The sequence below is a fragment of the Arcticibacter eurypsychrophilus genome, assembly GCF_001730525.1.
Lineage (GTDB): Bacteria > Bacteroidota > Bacteroidia > Sphingobacteriales > Sphingobacteriaceae > Arcticibacter > Arcticibacter eurypsychrophilus.
In genome coordinates, this window is the sequence record NZ_MDFN01000002.1 from 105,110 (window position 1) to 130,740 (window position 25,631).

At 37.8% G+C, this 25,631-nt stretch carries 26 protein-coding genes and 1 pseudogene; 11 read left to right on the top strand and 16 right to left on the bottom strand.

Annotation, left to right across the window (positions count from 1 at the left end; translation table 11 throughout):
• The first annotated feature begins 195 nt into the window (after positions 1 to 195).
• Positions 196 to 681, top strand: a complete 486-nt coding sequence (locus tag BFL47_RS02060) for a hypothetical protein (RefSeq protein ID WP_069658136.1) — start codon at positions 196 to 198, stop codon at positions 679 to 681.
• Between the two features lie 93 nt (positions 682 to 774).
• Here the strand turns inward: BFL47_RS02060 and BFL47_RS02065 are convergent, their stop codons facing one another.
• The 4 genes from BFL47_RS02065 to BFL47_RS02080 all read right to left on the bottom strand — a co-directional run bounded on the left by BFL47_RS02065 (position 775) and on the right by BFL47_RS02080 (position 4,716).
• Positions 775 to 960, bottom strand: coding sequence for a CsbD family protein (locus tag BFL47_RS02065; RefSeq protein WP_069658137.1), 186 nt, complete (start codon positions 958 to 960; stop codon positions 775 to 777).
• 64 nt (positions 961 to 1,024) lie between these two features.
• Positions 1,025 to 2,938, bottom strand: a complete 1,914-nt coding sequence (gene acs / locus BFL47_RS02070) for an acetate--CoA ligase (RefSeq protein WP_069658138.1) — start codon at positions 2,936 to 2,938, stop codon at positions 1,025 to 1,027.
• Between the two features lie 28 nt (positions 2,939 to 2,966).
• Complete coding sequence (locus BFL47_RS02075; protein ID WP_069658139.1) at positions 2,967 to 3,200, bottom strand: DUF6814 family protein; 234 nt, start codon at positions 3,198 to 3,200, stop codon at positions 2,967 to 2,969.
• Between the two features lies 1 nt (position 3,201).
• Complete coding sequence (locus tag BFL47_RS02080) at positions 3,202 to 4,716, bottom strand: MFS transporter (protein ID WP_069658140.1); 1,515 nt, start codon at positions 4,714 to 4,716, stop codon at positions 3,202 to 3,204.
• A gap of 233 nt (positions 4,717 to 4,949) precedes the next feature.
• On the opposite strand from BFL47_RS02080, the gene rpmB reads away from it, so the two are divergent.
• The 7 genes from rpmB (at position 4,950) to BFL47_RS02115 (ending at position 11,270) form a co-directional block, all read left to right on the top strand.
• Positions 4,950 to 5,183, top strand: coding sequence for a 50S ribosomal protein L28 (gene rpmB / locus BFL47_RS02085; RefSeq protein ID WP_040299920.1), 234 nt, complete (start codon positions 4,950 to 4,952; stop codon positions 5,181 to 5,183).
• A gap of 20 nt (positions 5,184 to 5,203) precedes the next feature.
• Positions 5,204 to 5,386 (top strand): 50S ribosomal protein L33, encoded by a 183-nt coding sequence (gene rpmG, locus BFL47_RS02090; protein ID WP_016195814.1) that lies wholly within the window; start codon positions 5,204 to 5,206, stop codon positions 5,384 to 5,386.
• A 31-nt stretch (positions 5,387 to 5,417) separates the two neighbouring features.
• Entirely contained in the window at positions 5,418 to 5,582 is a 165-nt protein-coding gene (locus BFL47_RS02095; protein WP_016195815.1) for a DUF4295 domain-containing protein, read from the top strand.
• 86 nt (positions 5,583 to 5,668) lie between these two features.
• Complete coding sequence (ftsY, locus tag BFL47_RS02100; RefSeq protein WP_069658141.1) at positions 5,669 to 6,631, top strand: signal recognition particle-docking protein FtsY; 963 nt, start codon at positions 5,669 to 5,671, stop codon at positions 6,629 to 6,631.
• 20 nt (positions 6,632 to 6,651) lie between these two features.
• Positions 6,652 to 7,986 carry a 30S ribosomal protein S12 methylthiotransferase RimO gene (gene rimO / locus BFL47_RS02105; RefSeq protein WP_069658142.1) on the top strand — a complete coding sequence of 445 codons (1,335 nt, stop codon included), beginning with the start codon at positions 6,652 to 6,654 and terminating at the stop codon, positions 7,984 to 7,986.
• 48 nt (positions 7,987 to 8,034) lie between these two features.
• Entirely contained in the window at positions 8,035 to 9,636 is a 1,602-nt protein-coding gene (gene bshC, locus BFL47_RS02110) for a bacillithiol biosynthesis cysteine-adding enzyme BshC (protein WP_069658143.1), read from the top strand.
• A 545-nt stretch (positions 9,637 to 10,181) separates the two neighbouring features.
• Positions 10,182 to 11,270, top strand: coding sequence for an Ldh family oxidoreductase (locus BFL47_RS02115; protein ID WP_069658144.1), 1,089 nt, complete (start codon positions 10,182 to 10,184; stop codon positions 11,268 to 11,270).
• Positions 11,271 to 11,773: 503 nt separating this feature from the next.
• On the opposite strand, the gene lepB is transcribed toward BFL47_RS02115, so the two are convergent.
• Genes lepB through BFL47_RS02140 form a run of 5 tightly spaced genes read right to left on the bottom strand, consistent with a single transcriptional unit; the run spans position 11,774 to position 16,388 of the window.
• The gene (lepB, locus tag BFL47_RS02120; protein ID WP_069658145.1) at positions 11,774 to 13,210 is read right to left on the bottom strand and encodes a signal peptidase I; all 1,437 of its coding nucleotides are present in this window, start codon (positions 13,208 to 13,210) and stop codon (positions 11,774 to 11,776) included.
• A gap of 10 nt (positions 13,211 to 13,220) precedes the next feature.
• Positions 13,221 to 13,964 carry a 4-hydroxy-tetrahydrodipicolinate reductase gene (gene dapB, locus BFL47_RS02125; protein WP_069658146.1) on the bottom strand — a complete coding sequence of 248 codons (744 nt, stop codon included), beginning with the start codon at positions 13,962 to 13,964 and terminating at the stop codon, positions 13,221 to 13,223.
• Positions 13,965 to 13,989: 25 nt separating this feature from the next.
• Positions 13,990 to 14,646 carry a DUF5683 domain-containing protein gene (locus BFL47_RS02130; RefSeq protein ID WP_139125729.1) on the bottom strand — a complete coding sequence of 219 codons (657 nt, stop codon included), beginning with the start codon at positions 14,644 to 14,646 and terminating at the stop codon, positions 13,990 to 13,992.
• A gap of 36 nt (positions 14,647 to 14,682) precedes the next feature.
• Positions 14,683 to 15,585, bottom strand: coding sequence for a ParB/RepB/Spo0J family partition protein (locus tag BFL47_RS02135; protein ID WP_069658148.1), 903 nt, complete (start codon positions 15,583 to 15,585; stop codon positions 14,683 to 14,685).
• Positions 15,582 to 16,388: a ParA family protein gene (locus tag BFL47_RS02140; protein WP_069658149.1), complete on the bottom strand. Its 807-nt coding sequence runs from the start codon at positions 16,386 to 16,388 to the stop codon at positions 15,582 to 15,584. Before BFL47_RS02140 ends, BFL47_RS02135 begins: the two co-directional genes overlap by 4 nt.
• Before the next feature lie 168 nt (positions 16,389 to 16,556).
• On the opposite strand from BFL47_RS02140, the gene BFL47_RS02145 reads away from it, so the two are divergent.
• On the top strand, positions 16,557 to 17,081 hold the full coding sequence (locus BFL47_RS02145) for an NADPH-dependent FMN reductase (RefSeq protein WP_069658150.1): 525 nt from the start codon (positions 16,557 to 16,559) through the stop codon (positions 17,079 to 17,081).
• Positions 17,082 to 17,217: 136 nt separating this feature from the next.
• Here the strand turns inward: BFL47_RS02145 and BFL47_RS02150 are convergent, their stop codons facing one another.
• The 3 genes from BFL47_RS02150 to BFL47_RS02160 are packed head-to-tail and all read right to left on the bottom strand — an operon-like array spanning position 17,218 to position 19,838.
• The gene (locus BFL47_RS02150) at positions 17,218 to 17,961 is read right to left on the bottom strand and encodes a LytR/AlgR family response regulator transcription factor (protein ID WP_069658151.1); all 744 of its coding nucleotides are present in this window, start codon (positions 17,959 to 17,961) and stop codon (positions 17,218 to 17,220) included.
• Complete coding sequence (locus BFL47_RS02155) at positions 17,958 to 18,995, bottom strand: sensor histidine kinase (protein ID WP_245681275.1); 1,038 nt, start codon at positions 18,993 to 18,995, stop codon at positions 17,958 to 17,960. The genes BFL47_RS02150 and BFL47_RS02155 overlap by 4 nt, the downstream gene beginning before the upstream one ends.
• A gap of 9 nt (positions 18,996 to 19,004) precedes the next feature.
• A complete protein-coding gene (locus BFL47_RS02160; RefSeq protein ID WP_069658152.1) occupies positions 19,005 to 19,838 on the bottom strand; it encodes a LiaF transmembrane domain-containing protein in 834 nt (277 codons plus the stop codon).
• Positions 19,839 to 20,212: 374 nt separating this feature from the next.
• Between BFL47_RS02160 and BFL47_RS02165 the strand changes: the two genes are divergently transcribed.
• A complete protein-coding gene (locus tag BFL47_RS02165; RefSeq protein ID WP_069658153.1) occupies positions 20,213 to 20,449 on the top strand; it encodes a hypothetical protein in 237 nt (78 codons plus the stop codon).
• Between the two features lie 62 nt (positions 20,450 to 20,511).
• Here BFL47_RS02165 and BFL47_RS02170 read toward each other — a convergent pair.
• Positions 20,512 to 20,787: pseudogene (locus BFL47_RS02170) on the bottom strand (ATP-binding protein); the annotation flags it as partial.
• A 151-nt stretch (positions 20,788 to 20,938) separates the two neighbouring features.
• Here BFL47_RS02170 and BFL47_RS19685 point away from each other — a divergent pair.
• The gene (locus BFL47_RS19685) at positions 20,939 to 21,199 is read left to right on the top strand and encodes a hypothetical protein (RefSeq protein ID WP_170827248.1); all 261 of its coding nucleotides are present in this window, start codon (positions 20,939 to 20,941) and stop codon (positions 21,197 to 21,199) included.
• Positions 21,200 to 21,551: 352 nt separating this feature from the next.
• On the opposite strand, the gene BFL47_RS02175 is transcribed toward BFL47_RS19685, so the two are convergent.
• From BFL47_RS02175 to BFL47_RS02185, 3 genes are all read right to left on the bottom strand, one after another.
• On the bottom strand, positions 21,552 to 22,439 hold the full coding sequence (locus BFL47_RS02175; RefSeq protein ID WP_069658154.1) for a hypothetical protein: 888 nt from the start codon (positions 22,437 to 22,439) through the stop codon (positions 21,552 to 21,554).
• A 30-nt stretch (positions 22,440 to 22,469) separates the two neighbouring features.
• Positions 22,470 to 22,787 carry a hypothetical protein gene (locus BFL47_RS02180; protein ID WP_069658155.1) on the bottom strand — a complete coding sequence of 106 codons (318 nt, stop codon included), beginning with the start codon at positions 22,785 to 22,787 and terminating at the stop codon, positions 22,470 to 22,472.
• Positions 22,788 to 24,231: 1,444 nt separating this feature from the next.
• The gene (locus BFL47_RS02185) at positions 24,232 to 25,584 is read right to left on the bottom strand and encodes a hypothetical protein (RefSeq protein WP_069658156.1); all 1,353 of its coding nucleotides are present in this window, start codon (positions 25,582 to 25,584) and stop codon (positions 24,232 to 24,234) included.
• Positions 25,585 to 25,631 lie beyond the last annotated feature (47 nt).

Here is a 25,631-nt window from a genome sequence, read left to right on the forward strand (position 1 = left end):
TATACCGCCTTAAGAAATAATATTTGATTTTATTTTAAAAAAATATTTGATTGGATAAGCCTCCCTGTTTGATCAACAAGTCACTTTTTAACTTTATATACCTTCAAACTCTGGTAAAATGGCTTGCATTGCGTGTTTAAACGCTTGATAATCAGAATTCTTTTCAGTTGATTTGTCAACATAAACCAGATTATAATGAAAAGAATAATACTATTTGGCCTTTCGGGTCTCTTTCTGCTCATGGCCTGTGAAAAAAAGACCAGTAAATCTCAAAATAGTTTTTTAGTACGATTAAAGCAAACACAGGATACGGTTAATATTTTCCAAAACCAAATTCTGAAGGACAGGGTTATTACTAATCTGAATAAATATGTCCGCGATAATGCCTTAACGTTTAAAGACTGGAACTTTAAAGTAGAAAATATTATAGGGGATCAGGTTAACTTAAAAAGTACTATTCCTGGCGACTCCAGTATTTACGGTGTTAAGTTTGCCATAGAGATTCCAACAACTGAATCAAAGATAAAGACTGATGTATCGAAGCTAAAGGTGGGAGATTTAATTGAGATGAATGGCAATATGGCTATGGCTACTGAAGATGGCAGAGTGTCTATGAATACTTATTTTGCCTCTGATTCAACGAACATTATCAGGTTAATGCCTACTGAAATTAAATTATAATCAGTAAGATTTTAGTAGCGCAAACATATTTAGGGATTAGTTTAAAAAAATATTCTATTAAAGAGACTGCCTGATGAGGCAGTCTCTAATTTTTTATAACCCTTTTAACCAAGTAACAACTTCGTCGCGTGTTTTACCTGTCTTAGATTGAAGGCGTCCGTATAACTCATCCTCTTGTCCTTCCTGATACGTCAAATCATCATCAGAAAGATCGCCATATGCTTGTTTTACTTTACCTTTAATTTCATTCCACTTGCCTTTTAATTCTAGCTTGTCCATTATATTATGCTTTTAATTAGATATCAGTAGAATAACAAGGAAGCAAAAAAATTGTTCAAAATATTTAAAAAGCACCATTTTTTATGTCTTCTATTATATCTGGATCCAGCAGCGTACTGGTATCTCCAAGATTACCCGTCTCCCCTTCTGCAATCTTTCGAAGGATTCTTCTCATAATTTTACCTGAACGTGTTTTAGGAAGACCTGTCACAAATTGAATTTTATCCGGCTTGGCTATAGCGCCTATCAAGCGGGTAACGGTCTTTAAGATATCTTTCTTCACGAGCTCCTTGTCGTTGTGCGTAGAAGAGCCTAAAATAACGTAGGAGTAGATTCCCTGACCCTTGATAGCATGAGGATAACCAACAACGGCACTTTCTACAACATCGGCATGCATATTTATCGCGTTCTCTACTTCTGCTGTACCGATCCGGTGTCCGGATACATTCAATACATCATCAACACGTCCGGTAATTTTATAATAACCATCCTCGTCCCTCATACATCCATCTCCTGTAAAGTACAAGTCTTTATATGCGGAGAAATAAGTTTGACGGCATCGTTCATGGTCGCCATAAGTGGTGCGCAACATACCAGGCCAAGGGTATTTGATACATAGATTTCCGTTAACTCCATTTCCCTTAATGATCGCTCCGCTTTCATCTACCAGGCAGGGTTGAATTCCGGGAAGAGGTAAAGTGGCATAACCCGGTTTTGTGGGTGTAACTCCGGCAATTGGACTGATCATAATCCCTCCGGTTTCGGTTTGCCACCAGGTATCTACAATAGGGGCTTTCCCTTTCCCTATCTTTTCATCAAACCAATGCCATGCCTCCTCGTTGATTGGCTCTCCTACGGAACCTAATTTAGTAATCGAGCTGAGATCTTTCCCGTTTAAAACATCGTTACCAAAACTCATTAATGACCGAAGAGCGGTAGGCGCTGTATATAAAATATTTACTTTATATTCATCCACAATATCCCATAAACGGTCGGGACCCGGCCATGTTGGGATTCCTTCAAAGAGCAGGGATGTGGCACCCTGACTTAAGGGTCCGTAAACAATGTAAGTATGTCCGGTGATCCAGCCAATATCTGCCGTACAGAAATATATTTCTTCGGGCTGGTACTGAAAGACATTGGCAAAGGTATATCCAGCATAAACCATGTATCCTCCACAGGTATGTACGATGCCTTTTGGTTTTCCGGTAGAACCAGAAGTATAGAGGATAAATAACACGTCCTCGGCATCCATTTCTTCGGCCGGGAAATCATGTTTACCCATGGTTTCTACCTTTTTAATTTCATCTTCCCACCATACGTCCCTGCCTTTAATCATGGATACGGGTGTGCGGCTGCGGGTTAAAACAACTACTTTGGTTACGCTCTTGCATTGTACAAGGGCATCATCAATGACTTCTTTTAAAGAAATGTCTTTGGGACCGCGGAATCCTCCATCGGCAGTGATTACTAAAGAACAATCTGCATCATTTATCCTGTCGGCGATGGATTGAGCAGAAAAACCACCAAAGATGACGGAGTGGATAGCACCGATACGGGCGCATGCCAGTACAGCAATAGCCAGCTCTGGAACCATAGGCAAATAGATACAGACACGGTCACCTTTTTTTACTCCATTATTTTTCAACACATGTGCAAACTGACAAACTTTATCATACAACTGCTTGTAAGTCAATATGCGATGTGCTTCATCGGGATCATTGGGCTCCCAGATAATTGCCGGTTTATCTCCGTTTAATGCGAGATGCCGATCCAGACAGTTTTCAGTAATATTTAGTTTTGCTCCTTCATACCATTTTATTTCCGGGTCTCTGAAGTTCCATTTGACGACGTTATTCCATTTTTTTCTCCATTGGAAATTCTCGGCTATTTCGGACCAGAACTTTTCAGGATGGGAAACACTATAATTGTATACTTCGGTATAATTTTCAAAAGAAGAAACTTTTAATGATCTCATTTCAATGCGGTATTAATGTATATTAAAATTAAACGGAGTCAATCTCCTTACTATATTCGCCCTTAAAAGCGTAATATCCAAATAAAATAAACCCAATTATAATGGGAATAAAAATGGTTATAATAACTAACCAGAACACGTAATCTTCGGGATGGACCACAGTTGATCCAAGAACGGTTATGCCCTTGTAAAAGAGAAATACAGCCAGTAAAATCCCTGCTAAAAGCCATATAATGCCAAGGTATTTTCTTAGTGAGTTCATTTTAATCGTTTGCTGTATTGTAAGTACTTTTGTTAATATAGACCATTCCGATAATTAAACAGATGGTGGCAACGCCAATCGGGTACCAAAGACCATCAAAGGGTGTAGCTCCTGGAAGGGAGGTCAGACTTATGGCAATGAATGGGGTAAGTCCCCCGAAAACCCCATTTCCGATATGGTAGGGCAATGACATAGAGGTATAACGAATATTTGTTGGAAATAGCTCAACTAGGAAAGCGGCGATAGGGCCGTATACCATGGTTACAAATAAAACCTGCACAAATACCAGGCCCACCAACATCCAGAAAGATCGGGTAGAAAGATCAACTTCTGATTTTATTACTGCTTGTTGTTCAGGCAATTGGGAAGATATTTTACGACTGACTGTTCCATCGGTATAATGCGTTTCCGTCGTTCGGGTTACTTTATTTTCACCGCTCTCTGTTTTACTTATTTCATTTTTAATTTGCAATTGAGCAGGCATTTCGGTTTTTACACTCAGGTCAGACAAGGCATACATTTGTTTGTATATGGGTCTATAAAAAAGGATACCGCATAACATGCCTGCCATCATAATATTTCGCCTGCCAATCGTATCAGACCACCCTCCGAATACAACAAAAAATGGTGTGGCAACGAGCAACCCTATAGCGATCACATAGTTGGATTGTACGAATTCAATATTCATGGTTTTCTGAATGAATGAAAGAGCGTAAAACTGACCGGTATACCAGATAACACCCTGTCCTGCTGTTGCTCCAAATAAAGCAAGAAGAACCATTTTTAGATTTTCTTTCCGTCCGAATGACTCTTTTAAAGGGTTTTTAACGGTCTTCCCTTCGGCCTTAATTTTAGCAAACAAAGGCGATTCGTGCATTTTCATCCGGATCACAATGGAAACGATGACCAGCAAGGAAGAGAGGAGAAATGGGATTCGCCAGCCCCAGCTGTTAAAAGAATCGACCCCAACGACATGTCTGGTCAAAAGAATCACACCAAGCGATAAGAACAGACCCATTGTGGCTGTGGTTTGAATAAAACTAGTGTAGAAACCTCTTTTATTGGCAGGAGCATGTTCTGCAACGTAGGTAGCCGCGCCACCGTATTCACCGCCTAATGCTAAACCCTGTACTAATCGTAGAAATAATACCAGGATGGGCGCGCCATAGCCAATGGTAGCAAAGCCGGGAATGAGGCCGATGGCAAAGGTTGATCCACCCATAAGCACAAGCGTAAGCAGGAAAGTGTATTTACGGCCGATGAGATCTCCTAGTCTGCCAAAAACTAATGCTCCAAAAGGACGGACAATAAATCCGGCAGCAAAAGTGGCTAACGTGGAAAGGAATGCGGCTGTAGGATTAGCCAGTGGGAAAAATTGGGTAGAGAGAATAGTCGCCAAACTTCCGAAGATGTAAAAGTCATACCATTCGATAAGTGTCCCCACAGAAGACGCGGTGATAACACTCCATAGTTTGCTTTTGCCTTCAACAGGAACCAGCATCTTAGAATCATTCATACTTGAGTTTATATTTGTTTAGTGGGCATTAAATTAGACATATTAAAGAACAGTATAGAAATAAATCTATAAAAAGTGTGAAATAGTAATCTTCTGTATAAAACCTATATAAAAATACTGGTTTACAGAAGTTTGAAATATTTAGGTAAATAATATTGCTTGTTAAATTAATTCTTATGATATTTGCAAACTCTTAAAGAGGCTGATTTTACAATAAGATACACAACATAGTCATGTCGAGAATTTGTGATTTAACAGGAAAAATGGCAATGAAAGGTTTTAACGTTTCTAACTCAAACGCTAAAACTAAACGCAGATTTTATCCTAATTTGAAAGTAAAGAAATTTTACATCCCTGAAGAAGGCCGCTGGATTACGCTGAAGGTATCAACCTCAGCAATCAAAACTATTAATAAGAACGGAATCAGCGCCGTGATTAGTAAATTCCTTAAACAAGGATTCATTTAATAAAGTAAAGAAATAAAAAAATGGCTAAGAAAGGTAACCGTGTTCAGGTGATTTTAGAATGCACTGAACATAAAGCTAGTGGCGAACCTGGGATGTCTCGTTATATCACCACAAAAAACAAGAAGAACACTACTGAACGTTTAGAATTAAAGAAATTTAATCCGTTCCTTAGAAAGGTAACTGTTCATAAAGAAATTAAATAATCCAGGTTTGTACCTGATTAAAATATAAAAGATGGCAAAGAAAGTAGTTGCAACCCTTAAAACAGGAAAAGGCAAAGAATATTCTAAGGTAATCACGATGGTTAGATCTGAAAAGACTGGCGCTTACACTTTTAAAGAAGCTATTGCTCATAACGACCACGTTAAAGATGCTCTTGCTGAAATTAAAAAAGTATAGTAATCATATTCCTTTAAAAACTGTAAGGAGCCGTCCCGATTTATATCAGGAGGGCTTTTTTTGTATAGTCAGCACATTTCATCATCATGGGATTATTCGATTTTTTTAAAAAGAAGGAAACCACGCCGATCGAGCAGGAAGCTTTAGATAAAGGCCTGGAAAAGACTAAAAATGGTTTGTTCTCCAAACTGACAAAAGCAGTAATTGGGAAATCTACTATTGATGACGAGGTGCTCGATAACCTGGAAGAAATATTAGTTACCTCTGATGTAGGTGTTTCCACTACGCTTAAAATCATTGAGCGGATTCAGGAACGGGTTGCACGTGACAAGTTCTTTGGCGCTTCTGAATTAAATAACCTATTAAAGGATGAGATTCAGCAGCTTCTTGCAGAGAATAACAGCAATGATTTTGAGAAGTTCGAATATGGCAACTATAAGCCGTATGTGATTATGGTGGTGGGTGTAAATGGGGTTGGAAAAACAACCACGATAGGAAAATTGGCTCATCAGCTGAAGGCTTCAGGAAATAAGGTGGTACTTGGTGCTGCTGATACGTTCAGGGCAGCAGCTGTAGATCAGCTGAAATTGTGGGGCGAGCGGGTTGGTGTACGTGTGGTAGCCCAACCAATGGGATCTGATCCCGCTTCGGTGGCTTATGATACACTTCAATCTGCAGTAGCTAACGGCGATGATGTAGTCATTATTGATACAGCTGGACGTTTGCATAACAAAGTGGCTTTGATGAATGAGCTGACGAAGATTAAAACAGTGATGCAGAAAGTAGTGCCTAATGCTCCTCATGAGATTCTGCTGGTTTTGGACGCTTCTACCGGACAAAATGCAATTGAACAATGTAAGCAGTTTACTCAGGCTACTGATGTAAATGCACTGGCACTGACGAAACTAGATGGAACAGCAAAAGGTGGTGTCGTAATTGGAATTTCAGATCAGTTTAAAATTCCGGTTAAATATATTGGTGTTGGTGAAGGGATTGATGATTTACAGCTATTTGACAGGAAAGAATTTGTAAACAGCCTGTTCAAATAATTTGCTAAGAAGGGAACGATATGATAACAAAGATTGCAAGTAAAAGAGGATTAATTAAGAAGCCTAAAGTGAATGTAATCACGCTGGGTTGTTCTAAAAATATATACGATTCGGAAGTACTAATGGGTCAGTTACGGGGTAACATGATCGATGTGGTGCACGAAGCTGATTCCGTTTCTAAGGATGATATCATTGTTATCAATACCTGTGGCTTTATTGATAATGCCAAACAGGAATCTATTGATACCATATTACAGTATAGTGAGTTGAAAGCACAGGGAAAGGTTGCGAAAGTGATTGTCACTGGTTGTCTGTCTGAACGTTACAAGCCTGAACTTCAGGCTGAAATAACAAATGTAGATGCCTACTTCGGCACCAATGACTTAAAAGATATTTTGTCTAGTCTGGGTGCTGATTATAAGTATGAGTTATTGGGTGAACGTCTTTTAACGACTCCCTCACACTTTGCTTATTTTAAAATAGGTGAAGGTTGTAACCGTCCATGTTCTTTCTGTGCTATCCCTTTGATGAGGGGTAAACATGTTTCCAAGCCGATTGAAGAGTTGGTAAATGAAGCAAAATTGTTGGTTCGTAATGGCACAAAGGAACTTATTCTTATTGCCCAAGATCTTACTTATTATGGTCTTGACATTTATGGTAAGCGGAATCTGGATGAGCTGTTACGCCATCTTTCTGACGTAAACGGCGTAGAATGGATCAGGTTGCAATATGCTTATCCTTCTGGTTTTCCAATGGAAATTCTGGATGTGATGAATGAGCGTGATAATATCTGTAAATATCTGGATATGCCTTTACAGCATATTAGTGACTCGATGCTAAAATCAATGCGAAGGGGTATTACCAAACAGAAAACGCTGGATTTGGTTAGCGCTATCCGTGACAAGGTGCCTGAAATTGCTTTGCGTACTACTTTGATTTGTGGGTATCCTGGTGAAACAGAGGCTGACTTTAACGAGATGAAGGATTGGGTAGAAGAGACCCGTTTCGACAGATTGGGTTGCTTTACCTACTCTCACGAGGAAAAAACGCATGCTCATGTGCTGGTTGACGACGTTCCCGCAGAACTCAAGGAACAACGAGTTGAGGAAATCATGAATATTCAACAGGAGATCTCATTGGAGAAAAACGTGGAGAAAGTGGGCAAAACCTTTAAAGTTTTGGTTGATAAAAAAGAAGGTGAGTATTTTGTGGGCCGTACGGAATTTGATTCCCCTGAAGTAGATAATGAGGTTCTATTGCATGCAGAGATTAATTATGCCACTATTGGTAGTTTTGTTCAGGTCAATATTGACCGGGCTGATGACTTTGATTTATATGGAAGTATTGTCAAATAAAGCAATACATCTTCGAGTTATAAAAAATAGCTCTATTTTCGCCTTAGGATGAAAGCAACATACATCGAATATCACGAAACAAATAGTTTTTCATCTACCGCTCTGAGCTATCTGGCTGGGGATTCTAAAATCCAGCCTTTCATTTCTCATTTCCCGACTATAGCTAATTTCGGTCATCTAATTGAGTCCCGACGGGTTACTACAGACAGAAAAGTGCTTAGAGATGTACTGACTAGGCAGTACTCAGAAACATTAGATTCTGGCTTGCCATCTCAGTTGAAGGTAAATGAAAACATTGAGCTTCTTTTAAGAGACACTACTTATACGATTACTACGGGACACCAATTGAACATCTTCACCGGTCCCCTCTACTTTATATATAAAATAGTAACGACAATAAACCTTTCCAGGGAATTGAAGCAGGCTTATCCGGATAAGGATTTCGTACCCGTATATTGGATGGCTACAGAGGACCATGACTTTGCAGAAATCAACCATGTTAAGCTGTTTGGTAAAAACATCAATTGGGAACTAAATGCGAGTGGTGCGACAGGCCGTTTAAACCCAGAAACCATTGCTGAAGCGTTAAAGGCTTATCAGAGTACATTGGGGATCTCAAAGAATTCTGAAAGACTGACCGCTATCATTGAAGAGGCTTATTTGCATCATGATACGCTAGCATCTGCTACCCGCTACTTAGTTAATGCCCTCTTTTCTAGCTACGGGTTAGTTATCGTTGATGCAGATGAGAAGGACTTTAAAGCGCAGTTTACGTCTGTTATTGAAGATGATATTTTTAACAAAGTAAGTTCAGCAGCAATTACGAAAGCGACTAACAAGCTTAAAGAAGCAGGTTTTGATCCTCAGGTTAATAGCAGAGATATCAACTTCTTTTACATGAAGGATAATTTGCGAGAACGTTTGGTGGAGGAAAAGGGTGTTTATTACCTATTAAATTCTGAGATTCGTTTCAATGCGGAAGAACTGAGAAATGAAATCAGGGATTATCCGGAACGCTTTAGTCCTAATGTAGTAATGCGACCTCTTTATCAGGAAATCATACTTCCTAATCTGGCTTACATAGGTGGTGGATCTGAACTGGTATATTGGTTGCAATTGGAGCAATGTTTTGATGCGTTTAAGGTGGATTTCCCTATTTTGCTTCTTCGCAACTCGGCTATGATTACGGACGAGTCTTTTGGTAGTAAACTATGCCGGCTTCATATCCCTGCTAAAGATATATTCAAGAGTACAGAAATCTTACAGAAAGAATGGGTATTAAGAAATTCGCAGAATGTCTTGAATTTATCGGATGAACGAAAAGATTTTCAGTCTGTGTTTGAGAAAATTAAGCTTAGAGCTTATAAAATTGATCCGACATTGGCCCCAAGTACGGAAGCAGTAAAAGCAAGATTGTATCATACGCTTGAAAATCTGGAGAAGAAATTCCTAAAGGGAGAGAAAAAGAATCATGAAGGTGCACTTTCTCAAATAGAGGGCCTGCGCACTAAATACTTTCCGGGGAACAGTTTACAGGAAAGGTCTGAGAATTTCGGTTTATTCTTTGTTAAATATGGAGATGATTTTATAGCAGAACTGGTCAAGCGTTTCAAACCTCTTGATTTTAAATTCACTATTATTGAGCCTTAATTAGCTTCAAAATAGTATTGGATTTTAACTAAATCTAATGCTGCTCTCTTTACTGCACTTAGTGTGGATGTCATTCTTAAATGTTGTTTAATTTATCATTATTGACTTAATAAGCTTTTAAAAATTCTACTTATTAGATTTAGCCTGACTCTCGTTCTTAAGAGTTGATTTTAAATTTACCAGTATAAGATTAGCTAGCTTCGAATTATTCAATGTGATTAGATTTATGCTGGTTCTTATTCTTAAGAGTTGATTTCAAAATTTACCAGTATAAAGATTAGCTAGCTTAAGAATATTCAATAAGATCAGATTTAGCATTTATTATATTTCTAAAAAATTGATTCGGTATTCATTACAAGAACCATTTTTAGTAAACTTGGTTACTTTTGATATAAGCTTTTATAAGCCTATTGATATAAAATTAAAAAGAGGCTGTTTCAACCTATGAGGCAGCTTTTTTAGTATCTAGGGACTCTTCCCTATTTTAAAAGAAGAGTCCTTCTTTAAATGTTAATTATTAAATTCACTATTATTGAACCTTAAGTATGAGTTCCTTCATTTTTCAGGAAAACAAATTAAGAGCCTTTACAGAATCTGTATTTCATGCAATGGGCTGCAGTCGGGAACATGCTGTTCTTGCTGCTGATGTATTAATAACCTCTGACCTGCGAGGAATCGATTCGCATGGAGTAGCAAGACTAAGCGGTTATATCCGTCTCTGGAAAAAAAAACGGATTAATCCTAATCCAAATATCAGAATTATTCACGAAACAGCAAGTACTGCAACTGTAGATGGTGACGGCGGATTAGGGTTAATTGTAGCTCCATTCGCAATGAAACTGGCTATGGAAAAAGCAGAGAAATATGGCTCGGGTTGGGTTTCTGTACGAAATTCCAATCATTTTGGTATAGCTGGTTATCATGCGATGCAGGCTGTGAGTAAAGATATGATTGGCATTGCGATGACTAATGCGAGTCCGCTGGTTGCTCCTACATTTACGACAGAACGTTTACTGGGTACAAATCCGATGTGTTACGCATTCCCTGCAGGTAAATATCCCCCGGTAGTCGTGGATATGGCAACCGCAACAGCGGCCAATGGAAAGTTGGAAATAGCACAGCGGGAAGGTAAACATATTCCTGAAGGTTGGGTTCAAACCAACACAGGATTGCCAACTTCTGATGCACATGCACTTAAAACTGGAGGGTCACTATTACCTTTAGGAAGTGATCGCGATCATGGCAGTCACAAAGGTTTTGGATTAAGTGCAACGGTGGATATTCTTACTTCTATTTTATCTGGTGCTAATTATGGTCCATGGGTCCCTCCTTTTGTTGCTTTTTTAGATCCACTACCCGATTTGCCAGGTGAAGGAATTGGTCATTTCCATGGCGCAATGCGTATTGATGGCTTCAGACCTACTGCCGATTTTAAATCACACATGGATCGCTGGATTGAACGTTTTAAAGCCGCAGTTCCAATAGATCCAAATCAACCGGTAATTATACCAGGAGAACCAGAAGCAGAAGCAGAAAAGATCCGACGTGTTGAAGGGATTCCTTTATCTGAACCCGTAGTGAAAGACTTGGAAGCTTTAGCTGAATTGCTTGGAATAGAGAAATTGCAAAAGTAATATCGAATTATAATTAATACTTTCCCTTTCGCTTTAAAGGAATTATCACTCAGCGACTGCACAGCGTTGGGATCAAGATATAGCTGGAAGAATCCAACCTTCTTGATTTGTTAATAGTTATTATTTTATTCAATTTAAAAATTAGATAGAAAAATATTTATATTGAATAATACTCTTTTGGAGGATTTAAAGGGATTAGGTTTGAAAGCAATATTCTATCCATGCAGAATAAATTGATTCAATATTAATTCGATGGAATATTATTTCATATCTCCTAATTGGAGATATCTATCTAAATAACTAATGCATTAGTTATTCGGATAGAATACAAGAAAGGGGTTGTTTTGAAAATCAAAACAACCCCTTTCTTGTATCTTTATAACAAAGGTTACAGTGCTTTTTATTTAGTACTGGCAATTCCCTAAAACTCCAGCTATATAAATTGCCTAAATCTATTTATAAAAATCATTTATTAACCTTAACAAACCAGCAACAAATAAAATTTATTTAATGCCCATAAACAATCTGTCCCAACGAATTTTACTTAGGAAAGTACCATTTGTATTCCAGCTCATCCAAACAAATAAAGCCTTACCAACGATATGATCTTCCGGAACAAATCCCCAAAACCGGGAATCAAGTGAGTTGTCTCTATTATCTCCCATCATCCAATAATAATTCATTTTAAAAGTATATGAATTAGCAGGCTGACCGTTAATACTGATTTGATTATGGTTGATTACCTCTACCTTATTTCCTTCATAAACTTCAATTGCTCTTTTGTAAAGTGGAATATTTGTACTGTCTAGCTTAACTGTCCAGCCCTTTTTAGGTATAATTATTGGCCCAAAGTTATCTACATTCCATTTAAAGGCAGGATCTTTAGGAAAAATCTCTGTATCATACATAGACGCGGATTGAATGTAAGGTTTCACCTCCTTTACATTTGCCCAAGCTTTAATTTCCAAAGCCTGACCTTTAGTCATATTAAATAAATAATCAACGTCAGACCGTCGCTGTGCATCGATATTCATGTCCGTTAGCTTCTGTGGATTAAAATCAGTACCATCCGAAACTACCGTATTGTACTTTTGAGCAAACTTAGGATTAACACCCTTTTTACCATTCACGTATACCTGGGCATTTATAATCCTTAAGGTATCTCCACCAATAGCAATACAGCGTTTGATATAATTTTCGCGCTTATCAACCGGACGATTAAAGGGAGCATCCGCTTCCATAGGATAATTGAATACCACTACATCATTACGTTCAATTTCCTCTAGTGCGGGAAGTCTTCTGTATTTTAACACTAATCCATCCCAATAAGCTTTTGTACCAATAAGAGGCATGGTATGGTGTGCAAAAGGAAAGGCAATAGGGGTCATCGGAATTCGTGCACCATAATTCACTTTACTCACAAAAAGAAAATCTCCTATCAAAAGCGATTTCTCCATGGAACCTGTAGGAATAGTATATGCTTCCAAAAGAAAACTACGGATAAGGGTTGCAGCCACTACTGCAAAGATAATTGCGTCACCCCATTCTCTTGCTGCAGATTTTCTATAAGGATATTTTATATGAAATTCCTCTGTTGCAGACTGTCCACGATAGATTGTATTCCGATCAAAACCCCAGTAAGGGAAAATCACAAAGGACAAAAGCACAGCACCTGCATGTTCCGGAAAAGAAGTCTTACCGTAACTTTTTGCAAAATCAACAATCAAACCCAATGCTACAATTAAGTTTATAACGGGAATTAACAGCAGAATAATCCACCATAGAGGTCTTCCTGTAATTTTCAGAACAACAATCATATTATAGACGGGAATGAGAGCTTCCCAACCTTTACGATTGGCTTTTTCAAAGAGCATCCACATTCCGACCAATGTTGAAATGGTTAGAATACCTATTACTAACCAAATTCCAGTACTTTCCATGTAATTATTATTAATTATTAAAATCAAATATACTTTCTACCGAATAGAAACCTTTTTTATTTTTAAGCCATTCAGCCGCGATTACAGCACCCAACGCAAAACCAGCCCTACTATGTGCAGTATGCTTCAGCTCAATTTCATCCACTTCCGAACTATAGATCACCGTATGTGTTCCAGGAACGTCTTCAATTCGTAGCGACTCTATCAATAACTGGTTAGGTTGATTAATAACTTGTTTTCCTTCGTCAACCACATTATTAATCCATTCACTTTTACGATTAAGACCTTCTAAAATCCCCTCCGCAATTGTTATTGCCGTACCACTTGGTGCGTCAAGCTTTTGTATGTGATGTATTTCTTCTACCTGCACATCGTATTGAGAATAGGGATTCATAATTTTAGCCAGCATCTTATTTACAAAGAAGAAGATGTTTACGCCAATACTGAAGTTAGAGCCATATAGTAAGGTATTGTTACCTGAAATACAAAGATCTTTTACTTCCTGCAGTTGATTGTACCAACCCGTCGTCCCCACTACTATAGGAAGTTGGGCATCAAAACAGGCGTTGATATTTTGCATTACAGAATGAGGCGTGCTAAAATCAATCGCCACATCTGCTTTTTGAAGATTCTCTTTGGTGAGTAAATGAAGACTGTTCTCGTCTATTTTTAATACTATTTCATGATTACGATTTTCAGCAAATTGCTCGATAATACGTCCCATTTTACCATAACCTAAAAGAGCTATCTTCATTGAAATATTTTTATGTTAATATACATTACAGAGCAAAGCAGATTTTTATCCCCGGTACCGGAACCAAAGAGGCATTAACTGGAAAACTTTGTAAAGATGGTTTAATTTTAATGGCTAATTCATCTGATATATCCCACCGAAAAAATTTGGCGTCTACATAAGCATCAATGATATTTATCGCATATACGCCCAATCCAGCTAATACACTTAAATCGCGGCTTCTTCTATAATAATTACGCCCACTCAGTAGAGCGGCCTTATCCAGGTTAGCATATAGAGGATTCTGTGTTTCCGGTTGGTCTTCAGCTCGAAGTTCCCTGTATTGCAGTTCAGTTAAAATATCCTTATAATAGCGTTGATTAAATTCAAATACCAATCCAGCACCTACCAAACCTCCATAAATAAAAGGAACTTTCCACCATCTTTTATTATTGATTTGACCCCAACCAGGTACAATTGCAGATCTTCTGGCAGCCTGACCAGGCATTCTTTCGATAGCAAGGCGTGCAGAATCCTTTACTACCGATGCTTTCCCTGATCCAAGTCCTTTTCCCTTTACAGAAACAACAGTATCTTTCTGAACAGTAGTTTTAGGCATCTTAGAATCAGGATTAGACATAGCTGAGTCTACTTTAACAACAACTGTATCCGTTTGTGCAAACACGGATAAGGTGAATGTCATAATCCCTATAAACAGAAAATATTTTAAAGAAATCATTTACCAGTCTAATAATTCAAGTATACGGCTCAGATCATCATCTGACATAAAAGGAATTTCAATAGAACCTTTTCCTTTTCCCTGAACTCTTAAACGCACATTAGTAGCAAACTTAGATGCCAGATCGTCCTGGATCTTTTGAAACTGAAAAGAAACCGGCTCAACCTTCCCTGCACCTGTTTTGGGAATTCCCATTTGCTGTATAGCACGAACAAGCTCTTCAGCCTTACGAACAGAAAGTCCATTTTTCAGAATCTCTTTGTGAACATAGAGTTGTTTGTCGACCTCTTCCAGTCCAAGAATTGCTTTGGCATGTCCCATCGAAATATTATTATCACGGATAGACGCCTGCACTACAGGTGGCAACCGCAATAAACGAATATAATTAGTCACCGTCGACCGGTTTTTACTCACACGATCGCTAAGCTCTTCCTGTTTTAAATTGCACTCTTCAATCATCCGTTGAAAACTTAAAGCTACCTCAATAGCATTCAAATTTTCCCGTTGGATGTTTTCAATAAGTGCCATTTCCAGCATTTGCTGGTCATTAGCAGTACGGATATAAGCAGGAATCTCTGTTAGACCAGCAATCCTGGAAGCTCTAAGACGCCTTTCACCTGATATTAACTGATACGAACCTGAACCTGATTTCCTAACGGTAATTGGCTGGATCAAGCCTTGTGTGCTAATAGAATCAGCAAGCTCCTGAAGTGAAGCCTGATCAAATTCAGACCTGGGTTGAAATGGATTTACTTCTATTTGACTAATGCGTATATGAGCTATATTACCCGGGGAAGTCACTCCATCAGTAGCAGGTGCCGAACGCATAGGCATTATGCGGTCACTATCATCCAATAGCGCACTTAATCCCTTCCCTAACCCTGTTTTTCTTATCTGGCTCATGAATTAACTATTGCTTTTTTAACGCCTTTTCCACTAACAAGACCATTTTTCTTGATAATCTCTCTAGCTAAATTAAGATAATTAATGGACCCTTTGCAATTTGCATCGTGCATGATCACAGAGATCCCATAACTGGGAGCCTCACTCAGACGCGTATTACGCTGTATAATCGTGTCAAAAACAAGGTCATGGAAATGAACTTTTACCTCTTCAACTACCTGATTAGAAAGCCTTAATCTAACATCATACATCGTTAACAGTATGCCTTCAATTTCAAGATTAGGATTCAGTCTGGTTTGCACGATCTTGATGGTGTTCAATAGTTTACCAAGCCCCTCTAAGGCGAAATACTCACATTGAACAGGAATGATCACGGAATCAGCTGCTGTTAAAGCATTAATGGTAATCAACCCTAAAGAAGGAGAACAATCAACGATAATGAAATCATAATCATCCCTGATCTTGTCCAGCACAGCCCGCATCTTAAACTCGCGGTCAGTAAGATTGATCATCTCTATTTCTGCTCCTACCAGATCGATATGCGCAGGTAATAGATCCAGATTAGGCGTTTGAGTAGCCTGAATGGCATCATGCGGATCTACATCATTAATAATGCACTCGTATATACTTGATTTTATTGTACGTGGATCGAAACCAATACCGGATGTGGAGTTGGCTTGTGGATCTGCATCTACCAGCAACGTTTTATATTCCAGCACAGCTAAACTAGCTGCAAGATTTATGGATGATGTGGTTTTGCCGACGCCTCCTTTTTGATTAGCTAAAGCTATAATCTTACTCATTCCTTATCCCTGTTCTAACCTTTTATTTACAATTACTTACTTGGAAAATAGATTTTTAAATCCTTACTTTTGCCCTTTGTCTCGTTTTCTTATCAATCGCCTAAGATACGAACTTTAAACAATTTAATAAGATAGGCTAGTATCTCGTTTTAAACATATTACCGAAAGATGATCACTATTATTGCCAGCACGAACCGTATAAACAGCTATAGCCTCAAAACCGCTCTATATTACCAAAAAGTGATGAAACAAATGGGACAGGAGGCCTCCATTTTATCTTTGGAAAAGTTGCCGGAAGATATCATTCACGCGGATATGTACAGTAAGATAAAACCCAAAAGCTTCGAGCCCTTCCAGCAGATTATCACCAACACTCAGAAGTTTATCTTCATCATTCCAGAATATAACGGAAGTTTCCCTGGCATCCTAAAGATCATGATTGACGCCTGCACTTTCCCTGATAGCTTTAGCGGCAAAAAAGCATGCCTCGTAGGTATCTCAACAGGCAAATATGGTAATATCAGGGGTATTGACCATTTCACAGGTATTTGTCACTATCTAAATATGGAAGTGCTGCCTTTAAAAATTCACATCCCTCTCATCAGTAAAGAACTTGATGATGAAGGAAACGTTTTTCAGGCGGATACACTTAAATTTACAAATCAACAAATCAGTCGATTCATTGCTTATTGATAGAACAATCATAAAGATGTCATTCCGTGAAAGGTCGATTCTTCTGTAATTGTGAGTACGACTGATTTTAGAAAATAAGTCAAAACTTCAACCCGAAACATTCAATACATAAAATAAGCTGAAGTTTTAAAGGGAATTAGATTTGCAGAAGCTTTTTTAATTTCACATAACCAGTCTTACTTACCGGCAGTTTATCCCCCGACTTTAAGATCACTTTATACGCATCCTTTTCATAAGGAACCAATCCTGTGATATGAGAAACCTGCACGATAAACGAACGATGGACCCTCACAAACTGCCTTTCATCCAGATTATTCTCAAAAAATTGCATGGTTTTATTCTTTAAAAAAGTACCGTCCGGTGTATTTATCTTTACATAATCATCATACGCTTCCAGAAATATGATATCACTTGCCGGGATGATCTTAATCGTACTTCCTGCTTTGACTACAATACGTTCATTATAAATTGGCGAAGCGACACTATTATCCAGTAAAGACTGCACATGCAGCTTCGTTTCTTCCAGATGTTGCTTTTCTAACCATTTATCAACCGCTTGTTTAAACCTGACTTTGGCAAAAGGCTTCAGCAAATAATCGACCGCATGCGTTTCGAAAGCCTTGATCGCATACTCATCAAAAGCAGATGTAAATATAACAGCCGGACGAGGATCAACAAGCTCAAGCATTTCAAAACCGGTTATTTTAGGCATTTGAATGTCCAGGAATATAAGATCAGGTTGAAACAAGCCAATGGCCTTAACGCCCTCGAAACCATCATTACATTCAGCAACCACTTCAATATCCGGGTAGTCTTCCAAATATTCCTTTACCACTTCTCTTGCTAATGGTTCGTCATCTATTAAAATTGCCCTTGTCATAGTTGCGGAATTTTTACTGTTGTTGTAAAAATATCATTTTCTCCTTGTGTTTCAAGTAAATCAGTACGTGCAAAGAGCAAATAAAGTCTTCTTTTTATTCCTGTAATTCCAAAGCCAGTACCGCTTTTAGGCCTTACTGTATGTACATCATAAGGGTTACGTATCACTATCACCAAATAACGATCAACACAACGCGCTTCTATACTGATGGTTACCTGTCCGGTAGTGTCATATAAACCAAATTTAATTGCATTCTCAACAAGCGGCTGAAGCAACATAGCGGGCAAAACTAATTTTCCACAATTATCTTCCAGCACGATCTCTGTATTTAAACGATGACCAAAACGCACCTTTTCAATATCCAGATACAACTGCAGATGCTGAAACTCCTCTTCCAGCGAAACCACTTCATTTTCTACTTTGCGTAAAGTACCGCGTAGAAAATCAGAAAGCTGATAAATCATTGTACGGGCCTCTTCAGGACGGCGACCAATCAAAGCACTGATCGAATTCAAACTATTAAACAAAAAATGAGGTTGAAGCTGCTGTCTGAGATTAAAAAGCTCAGCCTCTCTGGCCAGCTTTTCGGCATCCTGTTTTCTTTTCTCATTTGCTTTCTGCTCTTGTTGCGTGTACCATAACATACTAATCAGTGCCGTTCCACAAATCAGCAGAAAACCTATACTGCCTCTCACCAATAAGGATGTGTTCAACACCCTGGCATAAAAAGCTTCACCGTGTAGCATATACAAAAGCGTCCATCTGGAAAGAAACAGCCACATACCGGTTAGCAATACACACCATGCCACCACATTCAGGTATTGTGCTTTTCCTGGTTGATAAAACCTCAAGGTATTACTTACAACCAGAGAAGCGAGCAGCAAGAGCACGTTACTGATTAATGCATCTGTAACGGATACTTCAAGGTTGAAGCCCAACATGTAAAGGGAAGCCGCATGCATAGAAATCCACACCAACCAGGCTGCCCCGATATAAGAAATAATGCGCGTTGATGAGAATAAGGATACTGACACAATTACAAATTAATAGCTTCGAATATCAATTCCTCCAAATATCGAAGTTCCCCTCAATATAAGAACCTTATTGTCGGCCAAATTGATAGACTGTACCAAAGGCCGTTTATCCTCTATCCCGCCAAAAATAGCAGCCAGATCAGAAGAAACTTTCCATTGCGGAGGAACAATCAATTTAGTTCCACCAAATACCTGGGTAATATCAATCACAATAGTACCATTTATATCGGCCTGAGTAAGATTGATTTCTGCCCCACCCATTATCGTAACGATTTCACCACCTAAAAAATTCTTAGAAACAATGTTCTTTTTGATACCTCCAAAGATAGATACCGTATCCAGATAGTCCTCTGCTCCCCCAGTATGTTGTTCCTTCTGATCAGAAGACGATTCCCCCGTTTCTTTTTCAAGTATAATAGGCTCACCATCCTCCTCTGTAGGAACACGTTTATCCCATACAATAGGGTCTTTCACTACTTTTATATCTTTGTTTAAAAATTGCTTGCTAAACTTCTTTTTACCTAAAATCAGATAAAGACCAATTGCCATAACCAACACAGGAAATACAAAGTTACCCAGATCTACTCCAGGGATAATCCTGGCTACCAAGAAGACCACTCCTATTACAATTAATATGACAGAAGTTGGATTTCGATAATTTTGACGGTTACCAGTAAAAATACCAACTGCAATCAAAATCATTGGCCAGCTCGTTAGCCAATCGGGTATGAGCACGCCAAGTGATCTTACCAGAAGTACAACACCTATGAACAAGAAAATTAGTCCAGCCCACTTTTTCCCGGAACCTTGTCTTTTATTATATATGGGATTTGAGTTTTCCATTTGTTATTCTTTTTATCAAATATATACCGATGCAGGCATCCCGGCAACAGCTATTAGGCTGAACATAACGAAAACTCGGTAAACAGCGGTAAAGGGTCGGTGAAAATTTATTATTTGATATTATTTCACTTCTGAAATTTAGTAAAAACAAATGTTAATCTATAAAGCAATCAAACATTTAAGATATGCTAGAATTCTTATTGAATATATTAGATGAATTCCATATGTATTTTATCGCCCATTCCACATACTCGTATAGTCATAATTATAGTTGCTAGAGCTAGGTGTATTTGCTATAGTATACCTCAATATATATGGAAAGCATGGTTTATGATAAAAAAGAAGGCACTTAAATAGAAAGAGGTGGTGTCATCATGTATGGTGATGCGCCAGTCTTAAATTCAGCGACTGCTGCTCTTCAAACTGCTGTATCTGAAGATCGTCAGCCATTGACTTATGGTGGTTCTAATACTGCTCATAATGGTGGTTCATTAAAATACGCGAGAGTTGAGTATGCCGGTCAGATCATTACTACAAACAATAAAGAACACGATGCTTTTTCATCTTATTCAGTAGGAAGTGGTACCGTTTTGGAAAAGTTAGTTTCTTAGAAAGGTAGTGATTAAGGTTTTGAGTTCTATGCAGTACTGTAAGTGGAAAAACTTATGCAATGCTAGAGCAACCGGTCGAGCAGCGCAGTAGCAATAACCTCATCATCAAGTTGTTTACTCCAATCTTTAGGTTTTTTATTTGTCGTGATCACAATTGATGTAGATTCATAGATCTGGTTAATAAAGTTAAAGAAAGCTACAGCCATATTCTTTTCCAGGGCGAATAGCATGATGTCATCAATCACAATCAGATTAGCTTTGAGAAGCCTTTTATATTCATTCTGCTGCGTTTTTAAATATTCTTTTGTCTTGAACATGTTGACCATGTCATCCATCTTGCTGAAGTAAGCATCGTATCCCGCTTTAACAGCATCCCTGTAGAGTCCTGCCGCTAAAAACTTTTCTCGTTCTGCTTTGGGTCATCATGCCTGTTCTCAGGGATAAAAAGTAGTTTATCATAATCTTCAAAAGTTGCTATTGAAAACTAAGATGAGCCGTATTGACGGTACCATTTATAAGTTTTTTGACAATCTTACGAAAGCAGACTCCCAGGGTAAGACAATCCGCTTTCTAAGGATGTGGCCTCTGTATTTACGTGTTGATGTTTTGTGCAGTATCGGGTTTTTGTTTGTTGTGCAACATCACCCACATCATCCCGCCTTATATAGTGTTTCTGTTCGTAAGCCCACATATTTGCCGCCAGCTTCCTTCAGATTCGCAGCCGCCCGCGACACCCTTACTCCTGGCTAACCCTTCTACTGCAAAGTGGGTTCGGGACTTCCTCCCTATAGCTGATCGCCATGCCTGGACCACAAAAAGAGGGTGATCATAATTTATGATACACCCTCAATGCATAGCGCCTACATTTTCCTTTACCTGACAACGTGAAAAAATTATACGAAACCAAATCTAAAAGATCTACCGCTTCAAGCTTGTGGTACTGTCGGAAGCTTCCCATACACAGTACATTTTTTACAAGGAGACTAAGTATTGCCTAAGCCCGCATAAACAAAATGACGATCTGAGCCGATACTTGCCAGTACGAGTATTTTATTAGCTGTTCTTTTAAAATAAAATAACAAGCTAATAAAATACTATATTCTTATTGGTTTGGATATACATAGCATACGATCTCGTTTTGTATAAACGAACTTGCAACGTCTCCTGTAGCAGAATAGGTAAACATATTTTTAGAAGTATCGTCATAGCTATATCTATATAAGGGAACAGTACCTGGTACTTGAGTTGCATAGGCGTAGAAAGCAACTTTCGGTGGTGTTGTATCCCAGAGACTTCCTGCATTATACAACGGAACAGTTGGAAGTTGATTTGAACGTGAATAATGCCGAACTACACCTTGGAGTCCTGGAGTTCCATCTGAATCGAATGCTTTACCAGTAAATTCATAAATTGGGATTATACCGAGCGAAACCCATGGTTGGTTGTAAGCTTTAAATGCAATCCCTCTATTTGACCAACCGCCTGACGTTGATCCATCGGTTGACAAATAAGTTTCAGAATTATATACGCCTCCTTGAACAAGATAAATAGGCACCGATTGAGGAGTCGCAGGCGCAGGATTAATCGTCACTGTAACGTACTTCCATTCAGAAAGTACATTTGATAAATTTCCTTTCGCATCATATATCGACATGGTCAATAGAAATTTCAGCACCACAGTTTTAGCTACTGAATTAGTGTTTGTTAATGTATAAGTAAATTGCCCCCCTACATGATTTTCATTAAAATAATTGGTGGTATACAGCCAGCATTGTACACCAGATTCAAGCGAGTTGTTAACAGTGGCGTCCGGATTTCTAGGAACAGTTCCAATGAATTTCCTTGCAGTTTCACCTGTCGCGGTAAAAACAAATCTTGTTCCAGACGCTACGTCTGTTGTCGGCCCCGAAAAGCCGATAGTTTGCGCACTAACTTTATCAGTGAAAAGGAAGCTTAAAATAAAGCCGAATATTAAGAAGATATTTTTCATTTTTTTATTCAATATTAAATGGGAAAGGTATTATTTATTTGATACAGGCACACCATTTTTATAATGAAGGACTGGATGATTTTCAGAAAGCTCCTCTAGCTTTTCTCTACTTATTTGGTCTACCCCATTTATTTGATACATTTGAGTAACTGCATTATAAGATATGGCTGCAGCATCGGTTCCGGTCAAATCACTTAGATAATTTACTAACAACTCAACTTTGAGATCCTTTGGAGATTGATCACCCTCAGGGTTTACATCTTCTCGTTTACAACTTAAAGTCATAACTGTTATTACAATGGGAAAAAGCCATCTGATGGCCTGCGCTACTTTAAATTTTTTTTTCATTTTTTTTAATAATTTAGTGCGTCAATAATACTTAATATACCTTACACTGTGTTGTTATACTTAATTTTTTTATCAACACTTCGGATGCTTAACCTTAGTTGTATTTATGTCGTAAAAAACTTTGATAACTATAACACTCCCCTAAATCAGGGCCATTAGTTTAATTAAAAAATTCTTAATTAAACTAAAGAGATGAGCAAGCAAACCCGACGCAAATTCGTGTTTTCCAACCAATAAACACAATTATTTAAATGATCACATACGCTAAACCGTATTAAAATATTGGATAATGAAATTATAAGGCGGGAAATTTTTACCACTCTAAGTCATCAGAAACAAGTATGCAATGCCGACAAAAGGTAGGCACTTATGAGGTCCTTTTTATGAGTAGAAAGATCAAGCAAAGCTTAGAATATAAAGTAGCTATTATGCAACAAACTAACAGCCATAAAGTCTATCAATAGAAAGCAGAAGATTCACCTGATTCACTTCAAGATGCCGAACGTTGAGTTTAATTTTATAAATGGATTGGTAACGTTGGGCTTATATGCCCTCAGACAAATAGATATTCTTTAGAACCTAAGCTTAATGTTATGAATTGCATAATGGACAACAATTTATTTTTAGGTAAAACTTACCTCCAATTTACTATCGATCCACAGGTGTTCTACAAAGTGATTGTATATATCAACCCGAAGGGATAAAAAGTTTAGGTTATTTTGCAATAGAAAGCTTCAGTAAAATTTTGTTTAACACTAATTGTATCAATAGGTATATCATCTACAGTACCTATTGATACAATTAGTGTTAAACATCCATTTTCCATATTCTTCTTTTACACCTTTAATTAAGCCGTCAATAATATCATAGGAACCAAATTACTGCAAGCACAAGAATTATGAAATACAATACTTCCATCTTGGATATTTTGTTTATTCAATGAAAACGAACGACTCTCTAATGGCGCCTTTATTAATAACTCATCCACTACGTCACAATATTCAATGTTTTACTCTGGTTAAAGAAAACACAAGAAACTATTTTTTAATTACAGTAAATGAATCCCTAATATCCGCTTTGTTATAAAATTTAGTTTAAATTCAACGTATTTCTCACATGCAGTTAGCTAATATTTATCAATATTGCAATCATTATTCTCTGAGCAAGAAGAATAAAAAAAGGGGTAAAGGCTTACGATTAAGATAAGTTTCTAACTTTTCATAAAAAATTTAGTTTATTCGAATTACGTTAATTGATAACTCATCTTAAAAATTTGTGCAAGAATAAACTATCTAATGACCCATAAAGCAATAGCCCTTTATCGAGAAACATTTTTTTTAAACATAATTAGTCTCGAAAGAAACTATTTATAAATAAAAAATGGACCTATCCGTATAGAAATACAGATAGGTCCATTTAAGTAAATGATTTTTTCTAAAAAATCTTAGTAAACATTAGTTCCTGGAGTCCAGCTAGCCCAACCAGTTGACCAGTCAGTTGTATTCATCGCACCACGATAAGTTACAACATCAAATCCTGTTAATCCTGTAAAACTTGCACCTGTTTTAGCAGGAGATGTAGAAGTCAAAAGCAAGTTAGGAGCAGTAAGAATTGTACTTGTAATTCCAGCTGCAGCTGTATTAGCTAAAGTCACATTTGCATTTGTTGAATTAGTTGCAAATGCAGTAAGAATAGCTGCTGTAGTAAAGGTAGTTCCAAGTGTACCACTTACCTTGTAAGGCATTTCATTTCCAAAAACAAGATTGTTTTTAAAATCTGATTCACCAGTAGCTAAACGGTCACTTGCTACTGAAGTAGTCAATTCAAAACCAGCTTTCAAATGATCAACTATGATTGAATTACGCAATACAAATGCTGTACCTTTTCTGAAAAGTACACCTGAATTGTGTTTTGCATTTGCACCAACACCTGGACCAATAAAAGTAAAGTTAGATAGTAACGGTTTATTAACCGGAGTTACTACTTCAGTACTTCCATTGTCACACTCAATACCGTTTGATGCACCACTAGAAGAGTTATCAAAGATTAATGGATCTTTAATAGACACTGCATATTGTATGTGACCAGAATATCCGTACTCAAAATCAAAATCATCATCAGTACATCTGTAAGCTATTAGATTCTTAGCATTCACAGAGCCACCAAAAAACTCAAAACCATCATCACCACCATAAGAAACCTGAATATTTTCTAAAGTAGTTCCAGATCCAACAGCTGCTAAAGTTAAGCTGTTAATTTCTTTATCAGCAGCATAAGCAATACCTGCATATTCAATACGAACATATTTCATTGTTCCTGAATTATCAGCAGCATCAGTACCACCGTAATTAGCCACATCTGCTCCTAAAATACCACCTTCATATTGTGATGTTCCACCAGCTTGATTTATAATTCCTTTACCACAAATAACCACACCGGCCCAATCTCCAATACCACGTGTATTTACTGCTTGGTTAGATGTAAATACTATAGGCGCATTTGCTGTACCAATAGCGTTAATTTTTCCACCTCTTTCAATAATTAAAGCTGCTTTAGATGCTTTGTCTCCTCTAATTGTAGTACCAGCTGCTATATTAAGAACACCACCATCCATCACTCTTACTGTACCACTCAAGATCCAAACTTTATCTGCTGTCAAGTTAGTAGTAGTTGTAATATTACCCGTAAGGGTTTCCGGAGCTAAAACAATAGGCTCATCACTATCATCACTGCTACATGAAGTAACAATTGTCGCTAGACACAACATTGCTATTGCAAGAAAATTTAATTTTTTCATCTTTTTCTGTATTTGTATTACTTTGTAAAAATATCGTCCCAATATTG